General features: G+C 30.5%; 15 protein-coding genes. 13 read left to right on the top strand and 2 right to left on the bottom strand.

Features of this window, described 5'->3' with window-relative positions; all coding sequences use genetic code 11:
- The first annotated feature begins 183 nt into the window (after positions 1–183).
- The 13 genes from AXA65_RS11975 (at position 184) to AXA65_RS11915 (ending at position 13,841) form a co-directional block, all read left to right on the top strand.
- Positions 184–468, top strand: a complete 285-nt coding sequence (locus AXA65_RS11975) for a helix-turn-helix domain-containing protein (RefSeq protein WP_063970335.1) — start codon at positions 184–186, stop codon at positions 466–468.
- 148 nt (positions 469–616) lie between these two features.
- Positions 617–1,567, top strand: coding sequence for a hypothetical protein (locus AXA65_RS11970; protein WP_131797810.1), 951 nt, complete (start codon positions 617–619; stop codon positions 1,565–1,567).
- 6 nt (positions 1,568–1,573) lie between these two features.
- Positions 1,574–2,347 (top strand): hypothetical protein, encoded by a 774-nt coding sequence (locus AXA65_RS11965; protein WP_131797809.1) that lies wholly within the window; start codon positions 1,574–1,576, stop codon positions 2,345–2,347.
- Between the two features lie 110 nt (positions 2,348–2,457).
- A complete protein-coding gene (locus AXA65_RS11960) occupies positions 2,458–3,855 on the top strand; it encodes a protein kinase domain-containing protein (RefSeq protein WP_063970332.1) in 1,398 nt (465 codons plus the stop codon).
- Between the two features lie 44 nt (positions 3,856–3,899).
- Positions 3,900–4,310, top strand: coding sequence for a hypothetical protein (locus AXA65_RS11955; protein WP_063970331.1), 411 nt, complete (start codon positions 3,900–3,902; stop codon positions 4,308–4,310).
- 63 nt (positions 4,311–4,373) lie between these two features.
- Positions 4,374–5,399: a hypothetical protein gene (locus tag AXA65_RS11950; protein ID WP_063970330.1), complete on the top strand. Its 1,026-nt coding sequence runs from the start codon at positions 4,374–4,376 to the stop codon at positions 5,397–5,399.
- A 387-nt stretch (positions 5,400–5,786) separates the two neighbouring features.
- On the top strand, positions 5,787–6,998 hold the full coding sequence (locus AXA65_RS11945) for a DUF4297 family anti-phage-associated protein (RefSeq protein WP_063970329.1): 1,212 nt from the start codon (positions 5,787–5,789) through the stop codon (positions 6,996–6,998).
- Between the two features lies 1 nt (position 6,999).
- The gene (locus tag AXA65_RS11940) at positions 7,000–8,673 is read left to right on the top strand and encodes an ATP-binding protein (RefSeq protein WP_063970328.1); all 1,674 of its coding nucleotides are present in this window, start codon (positions 7,000–7,002) and stop codon (positions 8,671–8,673) included.
- Between the two features lie 155 nt (positions 8,674–8,828).
- Positions 8,829–10,916 carry an ATP-binding protein gene (locus tag AXA65_RS11935; RefSeq protein ID WP_063970327.1) on the top strand — a complete coding sequence of 696 codons (2,088 nt, stop codon included), beginning with the start codon at positions 8,829–8,831 and terminating at the stop codon, positions 10,914–10,916.
- A 16-nt stretch (positions 10,917–10,932) separates the two neighbouring features.
- The gene (locus AXA65_RS11930; RefSeq protein ID WP_131797808.1) at positions 10,933–11,349 is read left to right on the top strand and encodes a group I intron-associated PD-(D/E)XK endonuclease; all 417 of its coding nucleotides are present in this window, start codon (positions 10,933–10,935) and stop codon (positions 11,347–11,349) included.
- Between the two features lie 38 nt (positions 11,350–11,387).
- Entirely contained in the window at positions 11,388–11,987 is a 600-nt protein-coding gene (locus AXA65_RS11925; protein ID WP_028123711.1) for a hypothetical protein, read from the top strand.
- A gap of 148 nt (positions 11,988–12,135) precedes the next feature.
- The gene (locus tag AXA65_RS11920) at positions 12,136–12,861 is read left to right on the top strand and encodes a DUF6088 family protein (protein WP_028123710.1); all 726 of its coding nucleotides are present in this window, start codon (positions 12,136–12,138) and stop codon (positions 12,859–12,861) included.
- Positions 12,858–13,841, top strand: coding sequence for a nucleotidyl transferase AbiEii/AbiGii toxin family protein (locus AXA65_RS11915; protein WP_028123709.1), 984 nt, complete (start codon positions 12,858–12,860; stop codon positions 13,839–13,841). The genes AXA65_RS11920 and AXA65_RS11915 overlap by 4 nt, the downstream gene beginning before the upstream one ends.
- Before the next feature lie 798 nt (positions 13,842–14,639).
- On the opposite strand, the gene AXA65_RS11910 is transcribed toward AXA65_RS11915, so the two are convergent.
- Together AXA65_RS11910 and AXA65_RS11905 are read right to left on the bottom strand one after the other, a co-directional pair.
- Positions 14,640–15,431 carry a phosphatase PAP2 family protein gene (locus AXA65_RS11910; protein WP_028123478.1) on the bottom strand — a complete coding sequence of 264 codons (792 nt, stop codon included), beginning with the start codon at positions 15,429–15,431 and terminating at the stop codon, positions 14,640–14,642.
- Between the two features lie 187 nt (positions 15,432–15,618).
- A complete protein-coding gene (locus AXA65_RS11905; RefSeq protein WP_028123477.1) occupies positions 15,619–17,667 on the bottom strand; it encodes a heavy metal translocating P-type ATPase in 2,049 nt (682 codons plus the stop codon).
- Between the last annotated feature and the right edge of the window lie 31 nt (positions 17,668–17,698).

The raw sequence follows: 17,698 nt of genomic DNA, 5'->3' as shown, positions 1-17,698 counted from the left end.
TCTCGTGGTAAATAAAAAACGCCAGTTTTCTGATACGAGATTCTAAGCGAATAGCTTCTATAATTCTTTGAAGTATCGCAAAGTTACATTACAGTAACTTATTTTACAAATATAGTAAAAATTATATAAAAGACACTTATAAGTATCCTAAAATTTAATTCTAAACCAAGAATTTTACAAAGAATGAAAGATTTGACTTTTACTGATGCAAAGAAAGCTCTGGGTTATAGGATTTTTGAGTTAAGACAAAAAATTATAAATCCCGATACTGGAAAACCTATATCTCAAGAAGAATTAGGATTAAGAACTGGTCTTGTAAAAAAGACAATTGGTGAATTGGAACGCGGAAACACCAATCCAGAATTTGAGACATTATTAGCAATTATCAGAGAACTAAATGTGACTCTGCAAGAATTCTTTAATTTTGATATTTCGGAATATGCAAAGCTTGCAGAATTAAAAAAATAATTATAAGTTCTCTAAATAGAACTAGAACATTACAAGATTAATCCTAACGAGAGTTTGGATTTTTTTGTTTTTTTAAAGTAAAACCGTAAAGTCGATTGAAAGATATTTTTGTATATTTAATGACATTAGCAAAACAAAAATATATTTGATGAAAATTATATTAGACACAAACATTTATCGAAATTTAATAAAAGATAAAACTTCTGAGGAAATTGAAATAATTCAGGAAAAAATTATTGCAGCCGCCAAAGCTCAATCTATAACAATCACATTCCCAATTATTCCAGCGATGGAATTAATTAATCATTACAATGATACTCATCCTGTTATAAAAGATGAATGCAGAAAAGGTCTGAATTTATTAGTTAATTTGTCTACCGATAAAACAAAAAATAACTTACACGTCAAATTTACACCTCCGATGGATGTAATTTTAGGAAGCTACCTTTTTGGCAAAGAAGAAGATTTTTTGAAAATATATGCTCAAGCAATAACATTAGCACAAAAACTTGCCGGGAACCTTGATATCACTCCTGAAGATAGCATTAATGATGCAATTAAAACAGTTAGTGAACAATTAGATTTTGAAAAGGAAATGATCAGGCAAAATTATGAAAGTTACCTAAAGTCTATTAATGAAGGAAATGTAGATTGGGCTTATTTTCAAGGAAAAGGCAGGAAGGAAATAAGGAGAAAATTTTTTGACGGTTTGAGAAAAGGTGAATTATCATTTTTAGTAGCGCAAAGTCTTCTTGATCGTGCATATTTTAATGCTAAGGAGACATATCAAAAAGATGAAGAGTTTTTCCGAAAAGTCATTCAGTTTATGAAGGATTTTTGTCCAGCACTTGTAATGAATGAATTACTTTTAGATAATATTGGAAGCGGTGTCGTTGCAATTAGTGATCTAATGGATAAAAGGTGGAACACCATTCTAGATATTTCACTCATATTTGGTACTCTTTATAATCCGCAAAATGACGACATTATATTGGTGACGGAAGATCAAAATATAATTGATTCATTTGATAAATGTGGATTTAATGGCAAAGCCATAAAGCTTGATGATTTTCTTGCTTTATTAGATATTGAACAATAAAATGACGTGGAAAGTATGACAGGCCATATGCAAGTAAACAATTTTTACTTTATAGAATGTATAGATCCAAATGAATCAAAAAGTACAAATGCACTTGCATTATACAATGACATAGTTAGCAAGATGAATATTTTTGATAGTGATATTGATACTGAATATTTTGAAATTGAAACCAAAACTGACTTTTTAAATAGGCTTGATTGGATAGAGGGGAAAGATATTACTAATAAAAATGTATTAATCCATATTTATTTGCACGGTTCAAAGAATCGTGATGGGCTATTGGCAAATGACCGAATTCTCATTACTTGGCAAGAAATTCTTGAAAAAACAAGAAGCATAAACGTAAAATCCCATAACAAACTATTTTTAATTCTTGCTCTATGCCACGGAAAACATATTGGAGAAAAGCTGAATATAAAATTAAAATCACCTTTTAATTCTCTTATTGCTTCAAACTACGAGGAATATGTGGATGATATATATAATTTATTTCAAAAATTTTATAACAACTTAGTTTTCGACAATAATGTAGTAAGAGCATTCACAGAAGCACAAACTGAAAAGGATAATTACTTTTTTAAGAATACACATAAAATTATTGAAGAAGTTTTCAAAAAGTATGTCCAGGAAAGAGAACAAATTTTACCAAAATTATATCAAGAGTTCCTTCAAATTGAAAATGCACCAAAAATTTCTTTTAAGGAATATGATATACTTAATAAAAGAACACTCCCAGAAATACTTCAAAATATGGAGAATGAATTTTTTATTAGATAGATTGAAGAATACACTTGAAAAATCAGTAGGAAAAATAAATTGGAGTTCTGACAATTATTGGTACTCTCAGAATACACACATTAAACGAAATAAATTACAGTTAAAATTTCATGGAAAAATATATTGACATTGAAATTATTGGCAAGGGAGGAAACGGCGTTGTATGGAAAACCCAGAATAGCAAAAAGATTTTTTTTGCTAAAAAAACTATTAAACATTACAGAAAGACTGTTCCATATCAAAGGTTTTGCGATGAGATTGAAGTTATTCGGAAATTTCCAAATCCCGGTATTATCCAAATAGTAGATTATCATATACCATCTTCCAAAACAGCAAAGGAAACACCTTACTATATAATGCCTTTGGCTATACCTTTAAAAGACGATATTAAAAAACTGACCATTGAAGAAACCTTTGATCGAATTGCTATAATAATTGATACGGTTGAGTTTTTGCACGATAATGATATTACACATCGTGATATTAAAATTGAAAATATTTTAATAATTGATAATTATCCAAAGTTATCAGATTTTGGATTGGCAAATTTTCCAAAACAAAATAGACTATCAAGGTTAAACGAAAAAATAGGACCAGCCTTCACCATTGCTCCTGAAATGCGTAGAATATCATCAGCAGCTGAATATAAAAAAGCAGACGTTTATTCTTTGGCTAAGACGATTTGGGTTATCCTAACCAAAAATTGGACAAGTTTTGACGGACAATATAATTCTCACAGCTCAATAAATTTGAGGAATTACATTGATCTGAAAATAAATGAAATGGTGACTCTGGGTGAAACCTACTTCTTTTCGCTTGTAATTTTGGAAAAATTACTTTTTGATTCAACACACAATGATCCGGATAAAAGACCTACAATTAAAGATTTTAAAGACCGTTTCAATTTCTGGGTACAAAGTAACAGTGATTATACATTAAGAAATGGTATTGAATGGGAGGATGCTATCAGACAAATATTTCCAGTCTCGATTCCTGAAAATTGTGCGTGGACCGACATTTATGAAATTGAGAATATTCTAAAAATTTTATTTATAAATTATGATAGCTTAAATCATACTTTCTTTCCACATTCCGGAGGTTTAGATTTTACAGCTATTGAAGTCATCGAAATAAATAACAAAAAGTATTTGTTAGTAAATAATGAATACTTCTTCGAGCCCGAAAAACTGTATTTTGAGTCAATGAATAACTTTGCGTGGAGTTATTTCAGATTGGAAATTAAAGCAAACAAGCCATTCTTTGGGTCTCAGACTTATGATAGTGAAGAGCTAGTTTACCTAGATTCCAATATGAATATCTTTGAAAAAGATATAAGTTATTACAAATCTTATTCATTTTGCTATGAAAAAAGCTTTCTAATAACTCAGAAAATGGCAAGGATCAACGCTCTTAGTGGAAAACTTGATCACTACGATGGTCTTCATTCAAAAATGACCAACCCAGAATATAGGGAATTGCTAAAAAAGATTATAGCAAAATACCCATAGTAGATAGATCCAATAGGATAAAGAGTTTAAACACAATTAATTCAATGATAAAAACTATATTTATTCCTGCGTATTTCAAACCTATAATTCAAAATGTTGTTGAAAATATTCCCACCGGCGAAACAAAAAAGAATTGGTTTGGAAATGAAAAACAAGTTACAAAAAGAGTGGCATCTCAAAAGATTACAGGATGGTCTGAGTCAGAAATTGATGGTGAAAGATTGTCTAATGATATCAACAACGAAATTGAGAAATTATCTTCTCAAAATTTTAAAATTATTTCTATTTCGCCTATTACTTCAGGTCGTTACAATTACAAGTTTAGCTCTCAAGGTATATCTAGTTCACCAAGATTTTTATCAGACACAGAGAAAGTAAGTGGTGGCGGTAGTTATGGTTTTGGATATGGGTATAGTTACACAGAAGGAGTTTTAATTTGTATTGAAATTCTGTAGAAAGAAATTATAGAGATTAAAAAAGTTTATGAATTCCTAGAACTTAAATAAAACTGATATTATATGAAATGGATAGTATTTCAAGAACATGAAGAAAAGGCATTAAATTTCATTCAGTCTTTGCCAACAGATTATTGGTATTCAAACAAAGACCGTTTTTTTAGAAAAGAACATAATTGTAGTCTTTTACTTAAAATTGAAGATGCTGTATTTAAATTTATCCTTACAAGCACTTCGGAAGATTTCACATCATACATTGAGTCACATCTACAACAATTGTATATTGATTTTCAACTTGTAAATGAATTAGAAGACACGACAGATTATGAGTTTATTATTTCAAAAGAAATTGATAATAATTATGTAATTGCTTTGAATCAGCAGCTTGGCTCATACCGTGTCGATAAAATTCAAAAAAAATATTTGGGGGCTCACATAGAAAGACTAAAAGATAAACTGGCAAATGTGTTTGAAAGGATTACGAAATATGAATTTGACTTTTCAATAATGATTGCCACATCTTACCTCGATGAATTAATTAGTGAGCTCTTTAAACACACCTTTGAATTAGATCGATTTGCAAAATTTGATCAAAACACTAAAACCTCCGTTACATTAAATTTTAAAATTGAATATCTGTATGCTAAAGGAATTATTGATGCTAAGACGAATGATACGTTAAGTCTGTTAAGAAAAATTAGAAATACGCTAGCCCATCAATCGGTCATCGAAGAAAAAGAAGAAAAAAGTATAGATTCTCGTATCGTAGAAATAAAAAAGATTTGTGACAATGGAATACTTTCAAGACCCGAAACTATTCAAGGAATTACTGATAGTCGATTATTGGTATTGGTGCCAGTGATAGAAAATTTATGTCTTGCATTTATTAATGCTATACATTTTTCTAATCCACTTATCAAACTTGGAAACATTCTTTATGCTAATAAAGGTTATGGTACAGGATTCATATATACTACAGTACCCGAATATATTAGCGAAAGAGTTTTACATCATCTCGAACATAAATATCACTCTTTAAAATTAGATTCTGAAACTTACCACAGACATGGAATACAAGTCAATTTTTAGAAATAAGACAATTTGAACGGTAGCTTGTAAAGAATATGGGAAATTTAGCATTTATCAAATTTTTAAATTAGGTTAAAGGTTTGCTTCACAAGATGGAAATAAATTGTGAGATATATATTTTACAAATAAATTATTAATAATATCAATCAATCCTGACGAAAGTTGGGATTTTTTCTTTCATAGAAAGTCGATAAATGTTTAGAAAGATGCTTTTTATATTTGAAGTTCATTAAAAATACTGATTTAAAATTTTATCGTGTTTTTTAGTTTTGTTGTTTTACGGAAAACTGTAATAAGATAAAAATTTTATGATGTATATTGCATTTCTATTTAAACATTTGGTATTATCAATAACAATTACCTGAAAAACAAATTAATATAACAAAAATGGCAGATAGAACAGCAGTTGATACCATAAAGGGATATTTCTACCAATTCGATTATGCTATTGCGAAAATATTAGAATTACAAACTGACACTGACACAATTATTGTTGAAGGAATTGAAGATGTGGATATAAACACAGCGAGAGAAGAAACAGCAATTCAATGTAAGTATTACGCCAAGACAGAATACAATCATTCAGTAATTGCAAAACCTATTCGACTAATGCTTGACCATTTTAAGGAAGTTACAAATGGAACTAAGCAAAGAATAAAGTACAAACTCTATGGCTATTTTCAATCAGGACAGGCAAAGCTAACTCTGCCAATTGATTCAACTTTTCTCAAAGACCATTTTCTAACCTACACAGAAAATAAAATAAAATATTACCACCATACAAAACACAGCCTTTCAGACACCCAATTAGATGATTTCATTTCACTACTTGACATAGATATTTCTGCTTTAGAATATCAATCACAAGTTTCAAAGATTTCAACCTTATTGATTAAGCAATTTGGTTGCAAGCCTTTTGAAGCGGAACATTTTTTTTATAACAATGCTCTGAAAGTGATAAAAGAAATTGCAGTTGAAAGTAACATAGCAAAAAGAAAAATTAGCAAGTCGGAATTTTTGAAAAAAATTGATTTCAAAAGAGTTCTATTTAATGAATGGTTCGTTACATACAAAGGTGAAGCAAAATTATTTGCGGAATTAAGAACCCAATATTTTACAGGTTTAAACACCTCACCTTTTGAACGTTTTTTTATAATCGAAGTACCAACTACAAATTATGTAAGAGCAGAATTAAAAGATTTAATCTTGACCATTTCAAGAAAATGGTCGAAACTTTCAACAAGAGAACCAAAACCTTTCTGTCCTTACATTTATTTGCACAATATTCTTCCACAAGAGTTACTTGATTTGAAAAAAGAACTTTTTTTAGAAGGCTTCATGTTCATTGATGGATTTGATTTTGACGGTTCAGAATTTAATCCAAAATCAATTTCTAAGTCAGCTAACAATAGCAACTCAATAAAACTTAAAATACTCAATAAAATTGAACATATTGATTTAACATTAAATGAAATAAGTAAAACCAAAGAGATTTATCAGTTCTACAATACGAATCCCTTTTTTGATATTTCAAACGTAAGTGTCAAACAAGCACAGATTCAATTTACACAATTAACGGACATCAAAAAAATTATATAAAATGGCAGACGAAGTTGAAAAAATAAATGCAGAGGTAATCGCAGTTTATCCTGACAAAATAAAAATTGTAGTTGACAACCTTGAAGACTTTAGATTAGCAGGAGAAGTTTTGCAGGTTGGCTCTTACCTTAAAATTTCGGACAATGAAAATGCTACACTAATGGCAATAATTGAGAACTTCTCAATTATAGTAAATGACGCAGGGAAACGGGATTATGCAATTGAAGCACTTCCATTGGGAATGATAAAAAATGGCAAGTTTATTAGAGGCGGAGATTCTTTAGCAATTCCACCAAAGAAAGTTGAACCAGCAACGGAGGAAGAAATTAAAAAAATATACGAGCAGTCTATCGACCCAAAAGAGAAATTCACTTTTGCTTCTTTATCTTCTAATCCAAATATACGAATATCAGTAAATGGGAATAAGTTTTTCAACAAACACGTTGCAATAGTTGGTTCAACAGGTTCAGGAAAATCACATACACTATCTACGATTATTCAAAAAGCTGTATCAGAAAAAAGTGGAGATTTTTCAATTAATAATTCTCACGTTATAATATTTGACATTCATTCCGAATACAAATCAGCCTTCCCAACTGCTAATTTTATTGATATTAAAAATTTAGTATTGCCATATTGGCTTTTAAATAGTGAGGAGCTTGAAGAGTTCTTTTTGGATACTGATGCAAACGACCATAACCAAAAATTCATTTTTAAAGAAGCAATTGTCAACGATAGAAAAAAGCACTTTAAAGGAACGGAAGAAAATAAAAATAAAATTCATTATGATTCACCCTTATACTTTGACATTGACTATGTTTTAGAATATGCAAAAGAAAAGAATACTGAACAAATTGATTCAGGCGAAGTCTATGCTTCAGGTGCAAAAAAGGACAAACCAAAATTAACAAATGGAAGCCTTCACGGAAAACTAACAAACTTTGTAAACAGGTTAGAAAATAAAATTAATGACAACAGACTTAATTTTTTACTTGCACAAAAATCAAAGGACATAACATTTGAGGAAACCCTAAATCAATTAATCGGTTATCAGACAGGTAAACAATCCAATGTTACAGTTATTGATTTGAGTGGTGTGCCATTCGAGGTTTTGAGTATTACAGTTTCTCTAATTTCAAGAATGGTTTTTGAATACGGTTACTTCTACAAAAGACTAAGAAATGCGAAAGACCAAAATGAAAAAATTAACAACGACATTCCTATTTTACTTGTTTACGAAGAAGCTCATAAATACGTTCCCAACAGCGATTTAGTTAAATATCGTTCTTCAAAAAAATCAATTGAGCGAATTGCAAAAGAAGGTAGAAAATACGGAATCACTCTACTTCTTGCAAGCCAACGACCATCTGAAATTTCGGAAACAATATTTTCACAATGCAATAACTTCATTGCTATGCGTTTAACAAACCCTGTTGACCAAGGCTATGTAAAAAAACTTCTTCCAGACACATTAGGAACTCTAATTGACACAATGCCCTCATTAAAACAAGGCGAAGCTTTGCTTGTCGGAGAATCAATTATTTTACCTTCCATTGTTCAAATTGACAGATGTGCAAATGAACCATCATCTAATGACATACCATATTGGGAATTATGGAAAGAGGAATGGAAAAATATGAGCATTGACGAAATTAAATCAGAATGGTACAGTTAATTGAATTAATTGTAAATGCTTTTTTCACACTAATAGCTTACAACATAAGTTAAATAATAGGAAAAAGTTTTAATTGTTTACAAATTATTATATCTGATATGATTTTTCATTGTTTTTAATTATATAATTCTTATAATTACTAAAAAACTAATAATATGATTACTAAAAATACTAATCTTTTTGTTGTTTCGAATGTAACGAATTTACGAAGCAGAGTAAACAAGCTATACATACCAAAAACCAAATCGCTACTACCATTATTTGAAATTGTAAGTAATAGCATTCACGCTATTTTTGAAAAAAGAGAAATCGAAGATAATTATCAAGGAAAAATCATCATTAAACTTATAAGGAATGGTGATGAATCTACTTTAAAGGAGTTGGATTTCATCGATAAATATCCCGTAAAATCATTTGAAGTAAGTGATAACGGTATTGGTTTGAATAGAGAAAATTTCATTTCCTTTCAAGAGTTCGATTCTGAGAAAAAAGCTAAAATTGGAGGTAAGGGTATCGGAAGATTGGTTTGTCTAAAGCTTTTTTCTAAAATGGTAGTTGAAAGTATTTATACAGAAAATGGAAAATTTTATAGTAGAAATTTCGAATATAAAAAAAATATAAAAGAAGGATTTGATAAGTATGAAAATCCAGAATCAGAAAAAACTATCACAGGTACGACAGTAATTTTAGAAAACTTTGAAATAGAATATCAAAAGAAAGCTCCAAAAGATCTTTTAGATATTGCAAGGCAAATAATCACTCATTTTCAATTATATTTTATTGAAAAAGTCATTCCTGAAATTATAATTAGAAATCAAAATGATGAAGAGGTAAACTTGCTCAATCTATTTAAATCAGAATTTGAATCAGAGATTCTAGATGACACTTTTAATATTGGAAATTATGAGTTTAAAGTCTATATAACCAAGTCTTTTAATTCGCTTAGCCATAAAATACTTTATTGTGCTCACGAAAGAACAGTAAAAGATGAAGGACTATCAAAATATATAGAAGACCTAAGATATATTATTAAAGACAATGACTCATTATTAGGTTATCACTATCAAGTCTTTGTGTTAAGTAAACTGCTAAATGAAAAAGTTAATGAAGAAAGGACAAACTTTCATTTTTCCGATGACGAGGAAGGAGATTCAGAAAGTGATGATGACATTACCCTTGCAAGAATAAGAAGAGAAACATTACTTAAAGTTGAAGAGTTATTATCTAGCTTTCTTAGTAAAACCCGAAAGGAAAAAGTCGAACAATACATTCCTATCATACAAAGTGAATTTCCAAATTATGCCAGTGTAATAGAATTTAACAGAGATAAAGTTGAAAAAATCCCTGCGGGACTAACGCCTAAAGAACTTGATGTAAAATTATATGAAATTGAAAGTGAATGGAAATTGGAAGTTAAAATAGAAGGAATTAAATTACTTGATGAAAAAAAAGATATAACATCTTTAGAAGATTATAAAAAACTATATGATAAATTTTGGTCAGAATTTAATGAAGTTGGTAAAACCGATTTAGCAAGGTACGTTGTTCATAGACGCTCCGTAATTGACATGTTGGATAAGCTAATCAAATGGGATTCAAATCAAAGATTCTATAATGAAGACATAATTCACAGTCTATTCTTTCCAATAAAAGAGGACAAAGACACAGTAATTCATGAGAAGCAAAACCTATGGCTTTTAGACGAAAGATTAACTTTTAACAATCTTTTGGCTTCCGATAAAACATTTAATCAAATTCGACAATTAAATTCTAATTCTACAGATAGAATTGATTTAATTATTAGACAAGAAGAAATTTTTGATAAAGCAACACTTTTCTCGGAAGACAAATTTCCAAATGACTCATTTACAATAGTTGAATTTAAAAAACCTTACAGAAATGATTATGTTTTAGGAGATCCTAAAAAAGACCCTGTCAGACAAGTGAGAAAATATATCAATGAAATTATTGATAAAGAAATCAAAAGTGAAGGAAGAAGTATCGAAGCTGATAAAACGACTCCCTTTTATTGCTATATAATAGCAGACATTACCAGTACTTTGGAGTATATACTAAGGGAAGAAATGTTCACTAAAATGCCTGACAACATAGGATATTTTAGATTTTATACATCTGATGAATTAAAGTACAAAGCATATGTAGAAGTTATTCCGTTCAAGAAAGTGATTAAAAATGCTAAAGAAAGGAATAAGGTACTTTTTGATAAACTTAATATTTCTTAAAATACTTATCATAATAATGAGTATAGGAAGTGAAATTTTTGATAAACAAAAAGTTGGTCTTAGTGGAGAATTTTTCGTTGCCGCAGAATTATTAAAAAGAAATTTCCAAGTTTCTTTAACATTTGGCAATGCTAAATCTGTTGATTTAATAGCTTTTAAGGATGAATTAAAACCTCTTAAAATACAAGTCAAAACTCTACGCTCTCATAATTCATATACAGTAGACAAAAGTAAATTAAAAGGTCACTATTTCATATTTGTCGTTTTGAACAAGATTGGAGAACAGCCAACTTTTTACATCATTGATTGTGAATCTATTCTATTAAACTTAGAAAAATTTTATGGATCAAGTATTGGTTCAAAAAGAGAAACAATTAATTATGGTTCACTAAAATTATTTAAAGACAATTGGCACATTTTAGATAAGATATAAATTAGTACAAATTATATATAAAGAATTAAAAAGCAATTATGAATGAAATTAAAATTCTAACTAAATCTAAATTAGATAAAATTAAAAATAATCCTGAATCGTCTGGATTAGCTTATGAACTTTATGGAAAATCAAAAAACATTCTTGATTATACAGATAAAGAAATTTCCGAAATGGCATTTGGAATTTACTTACACAAAAAAACTTTATTAGTTGATGGTGATTATTTCATTTGTCTAAATGATGTGATTAAAATAGAATGTGAACTATATGATGTTTCGTATATACAGAAACCTACTTTAGAAACCTGGAAAGATAATAGTTGCAATGCAATCAGTAATATTAGAACATTTTATATAAAAGACTATTTTTTAATTACCAATAATAATAAAGATCCTAATTTTAATAGACATAAAATAACAAGATATCTAACCCGAATTGGTTTTTTAAGACATGGCAGAGGAAAATTTAGAGGATACTTCAGTATTTCTAATGATTATAAGACCATTCAAAATGGATTATTCCCTAAAGATTTATATCACCCAATAAAGAGATATATTAATGGGCTTTTCTTTTATGATGATTATAAGATTTCAGATTTTGAGGTAATAAGTTCTATAAAATTTATCGCCCACTAAGTAGATATAAGGTAGTCACCGTAGCTTTGCAACTAATGTTGCAAAGCTACGGTGACTACCTATAACCTCCAAATAAATTATCAATTTTGTCCAGTTTTTTTAGTAAATAACTGGACATTTTGCTATATTTGTTTCAATGTATACATGTATGAAAACATCTGATATTGTTAAAGTAAAGATTGATAGATTAGCTACTGGATATATTTTCACCTATAAGGACTTTACCCTATCGGTGGAAAACAAAGAAGCTATTATAAAAGCTTTAAATAGATTGGTAGAAAAGGGTAAGATCAAAAAGATATCAAAGGGGAAATTTTATAAACCGGAGTCAACTGTATTTGGTGAGCTACTTCCAGATCAATATCAAATTGTAAAAGATCTGTTGGAAGAAAATAATAAAATCACTGGATATCTTACTGGTTATAGCATATATAACTCTTTGGGACTTACGACTCAAGTAAGTAACACCATACAAATTGGAAAAAATAACACAAGACCATTTTTAAGAAGAGAGAGATATATAATTAATTTTATCAAACAACCTAACATTATAAACAACGAAAATATCCCCTACTTGCAGTTCTTGGATTGCTTAAAATTTATTAAAAAAATCCCCGATACCCCAATCGAGAAAGCAATTGGACGTTTACTATCTATAGCATCTGATTACAAAATGAAAGATATAGAGCAATTGGTAAGGCTGGTTCAGAAGTACCCGCCCTCTACCCGATCACTATTAGGAGCTTTACTGGATGAACTCCAGTTGGAAAACTATTCTGACAGTATTCTTAAAACCTTGAATCCAATCACAAAATATAAGTTTATGGGAATTGGAAATATTTTAAAACAATCAAAAAAATGGAATCTCATATGAATTTACATAAAGATAAAAAATTATTTGAACAAGCCATACGGTTTACTGCAGATAAAATGAAGATACGCTCTATTTATGTGGAAAAGGATTACTGGGTTACATTAGCTCTATATAAAATCCATCAGAATACTATTGGAAAAGATGTGGTATTCAAAGGAGGTACAGCATTATCAAAATGCTATAAATTAATAGAAAGATTCTCGGAAGATATAGATTTGGTTGTTTTGAGAAACGAAAATGAGACAGACAGTAAATTGAAGACTAAACTTAAAGCAGTAAGTCTCGCAATCGAGGATGAGCTTCCAGAAATTGAAGTTGATGGAATAACGAAAAAAATGGGAATGAATCGAAAAACAGCTCATTTCTATAATAAGCTATTCAAAGGAGACTTTGGACAAGTTAGAGATTTTATAGTATTAGAATCAAGCTGGCTGGGGCATCATGAACCCTTTAGCAAGAGAAAAATTCAATCCCTTATTGGAGAGGTATTAGAAAAAGATAACCAAATTGACAATGTAAATAATTTTGGAATACAAGCATTCGAAATGAATGTACTTGAACCTTCAAGAACTATTTGTGAAAAAATCATGAGTTTGGTCAAATTTTCATATACAGAGAATCCTATTCAGGATCTTAAAAATAAAATCAGGCATCCATATGATCTTCACCAACTATTACAACAACCAGAATTCATAGAATTTGTCGAATCAGAAGACTTTACAAAAATGCTCTTAAAAGTTGCTGAAGATGACGTTAAAAGTTTTCGTAATAATAATGAATGGCTTAGCAATCATCCAAATGAAAGTCTCTTTTTCAAAAAAATTGATGATATCTGGAAAAAAGAACTAGTACCAACTTACGAAAATGATTTTGTCAACTTATTGTATGGTCAACTGCCTGATGAAAACGAAGTTCTGAATACTATAAAATTCTTAAAAGAAAGAATGGAAAAAATAGAATGGAATATTACTACTAAATAGTTATTAAATAGTTTCAAGAGCAACCCTAAAATACTCTATCAAAAGTAAGTCTTACCTTCTTCCATAATCAAAAAAGAATAATATAATATTACTTTAATTGTTATTGTATAATTTCAAAATATAAACTATTCTGCAACCTTTTTTCAAAAACATATAAAAGCCAAGCCCGGCAATGTTTTTGAAATGGGGTTGCTCCAAATTTCGCAAAAATGCATTTCCGACCACAGGGAGGAATTGCATTTTTGCCGCCCAATTTTCACCAATCATTCACTTTTTAAAACTTAAACAAAGCAACCTGCAAAGTCAATTGACCTTGCAGGTTACTAAAAATTATAATCAAAGTTATATACTCACTTCCTCCAGAACTCTCCAAAACATTTCACGGTCTCTTATTTCTTCTTCGGATTCTTAAAAGAAAACACAATTCCCCCTATCTTCTTATCAAAACGAATATAACCCTGATAAGTCTTGCCTTTTCTGCTCTCCTAAATAATATTAAATGTCCTTTTAAATACGTGATATATTAAAATTTTACTCTAAAAAAATATTATATTTATCTGTCCATAATTGGCTATTGATCCTTTTAGTAAATAGATTGATTTATTTTTTACTGTGATGATGAATGGAATTATGAAGTTTAGTGGGATGCAGATACCTGTGAACTCCATAAATTATCATAGAGAGAAACATAATAACTAAAACTATCAAACAGAATATATCTTCCCAAGAAAGTCTGTGTTTCCCCCTCCTTATTACTCTTCTATTGAATCTTCTTCTAAATCCCATTATAATGACATTTTAAAAAATGACCTGATAATTAAGTCCAAAACTTTTCTGCTGGTAACTCTGTTGGAAGTAAGGAGAAATCATAGATAATGTTTTTTCATTTTCACTTTTAAACAAAGTTTTGATCTTAGGATATAACCAATATGCTATTTCGGTGGAAAGAATTCCGATACCGGCACCAGACAGTACATCCGTAGCCCAATGCTTATTATTTATTATTCTATACACACTAGTAAAAATGGCAAACGGATATCCTGAGAGACTGATCCAATAATTGCTGTCCCTATATTCCCTGAACATAAACTGTGCATTTGAAAATGCGATCGCTGCATGACCTGAAGGAAATGACATATGATTTGACTGATCAGGCCTCTCCCTTCCTATCAATGATTTAGAAGGAATAACTATTGCTAAAGAAATAGCTTGCAATGTTGCAAAAATAATCGTGCGATCTTTAAAATTATTTTTACCTTGAACACCCGCTAAGTTTAATCCATAAACGATCGCAACAGGTACAAATAAAGTATAGTTGTCTAATGTTGAATTATTTAATCTGTGATCGCTTACTTCCCTTCTTAAATTATAATCAAATTTTTTGATTTCAGGAATTGCAAAACCAATTGCACCTGCAGATATTAAGCTAACCGGAACAATAAGTTTTTTATAATCTAAGCTATAACCTCTTTTCATTAAAGACTCCTTTTGAGAAGCTATTTGCAAAGACAAAATATCCTGAGCATGAATACTTACAGAAAATTTGAGTAAAATGATCAGTATTGTAGTTTTTTTTACAGAAGTCCACATAAAAATAATATTTCTAAGTTTTTAATGTCGTATCAAATACTAATAGTTTCCAACTTTATATCATACCATTTGATGTAAGTTACCTGTTCCCATAAAGTATGGGAACTCAATCTATTGATATGACTTGAGAAAAATCTTTCTTAGAAATGTAATATTCTAACGAGACAGAACACTACATTTTGCTCTTTTAAAATTTCATTCTTTGAATTCTAACTGCATTCAGTATTGCTATCAAAGCAACTCCCACATCAGCGAATACTGCTTCCCACATCGTAGCAAGGCCACCAGCTCCGAGTACAAGTACGATAGCTTTTACGACAAAGGCAAGAATGATATTCTGCCACACAATTCTTTTGGTCTTCTTCCCAATATTGATTGCCATAGGTATTTTTGATGGTTTATCGTCCTGGATCACAACATCGGCAGTTTCGATGGTTGCATCGCTACCAAGTCCACCCATTGCTATTCCAACATCACTTAATGCTACAACAGGCGCATCATTTACGCCGTCACCAACAAAAGCTACACTTTCATTTCTAGCTTTGATTTCTTTTACCTTGTTGACCTTATCCTCCGGAAGCAGGTCTCCAAAAGCATTGTCAATACCAATTTGTTCTGCCACATACTTTACAACAGTTGTTTTATCACCGCTTAACATAGTCGCTTTTACATTCAAACTATGAAGTTTTTCAACTGCTTGTTTTGCATCGTCCTTGATTCGGTCGGCAATGGTAATGAAACCTGCAAATTTCCCATCATAAGCAATTGCTATGACCGTGTATACAATTTTGGAAGGATCTACATCATAACTGATATTGAATTTATCCAGTAGTTTAAAATTACCAACCAGGATTTCTTTTCCATTAGCTCTAGCTTTAAGACCATGCCCTGCAATTTCTTCAGTATCCTCTAAATTGATTGAATTGTTGATTTCTCCTACAAACTCATGAACAGCAGTAGCAACAGGATGGGTACTTTTACTTTCAACAACATTGACCAATTGGAGAATCTCATCCTTATCAAATTCCTCTTCAATGGTAACGTCCTGAACTTTGAAAACACCCTCCGTCATAGTTCCGGTTTTATCCATTACCACATTCTGAATCTCAGCGATTTTATCCAAAAAGTTGCTTCCTTTAAATAGAATACCGTTGCGGCTCGCGGCTCCGATACCTCCAAAATAGCCAAGCGGAATAGAGATCACCAATGCACACGGACAAGAGATCACTAAGAATATCAATGCTCTGTACAACCAATCTCTGAAAACATAATCATCAACAAAGAAATAAGGTACAATGCAAATCAAAACAGCTAACGCTACTACGATCGGTGTATATATTCTCGCAAATTTTCTGATAAAAAGTTCAGTTGGAGCTTTTTGAGCTGTTGCATTCTGTACAAGTTCGAGGATCTTGCTGAGTTTGCTGTCCTCATAAGCCGTATTAACCTTAACCAAAGCTACACTGTTCATATTGATCATTCCGGCTAAAACTGTTTCCCCTTTATTTTTAGAATCAGGTTTGCTCTCTCCAGTTAATGCTGCGGTATTGAAAGACGCAGAATCGGAGATCAGTTCTCCATCCAATGCCAGTTTTTCACCTGATTTTAGCTGAATAGTATCCCCGATTTTTGCTTCGGCAGCTTTGATTTTTTTAGGCTGATTATTTTCAATAATCGTTACCTCATCAGGACGTTGATCTAAAAGAGCCTTAATATTGGTCTTAGCTCTCGACACAGCCAGAGTCTGAAAAACCTCTCCTACTGCATAGAACAACATAACCGCTACTCCTTCAGGAAATTCTCCGATAATGAATGCTCCAATTGTTGCAATGCTCATAAGGAAAAATTCTGAAAACACGTCACCTTGTTTGATACTCTCAAAAGCCTCTTTTAAAACAGGTAGACCTACCGGTAGATAAGCAACACCGTACCAGACAATTCGTACCCAGTCTTTAAACCATTCCGGTTTGATGTAATTGTCCAGTGCAATGCCAATTAATAAAAGTACCAATGAAATAATCGCAGGCAAGAACATCTGAAAAGCCGTTTTATCAGTTTCTCCATGATCATGTCCATCATCATCTGAATGTTGATGCTCTTCCTTTTTTTTCTTTGGAATGCGGTCTCCGTCTTCTTCAACTAATTTTTTTGCTCCGGCATTTTTATAGATTTTGCCTTCTTGCGGAGTACAGCACAATTGCTTACCATTCTCGTCGTAGGTGTGTTTATGTTCCATAATAATATTTATTTAATGATTGTAAGGTTAC

The organism is Chryseobacterium sp. FP211-J200 (assembly GCF_001643375.1).
Lineage (GTDB): Bacteria > Bacteroidota > Bacteroidia > Flavobacteriales > Weeksellaceae > Epilithonimonas > Epilithonimonas ginsengisoli.
This window is presented reverse-complemented; position numbering and strand designations above follow the sequence as displayed.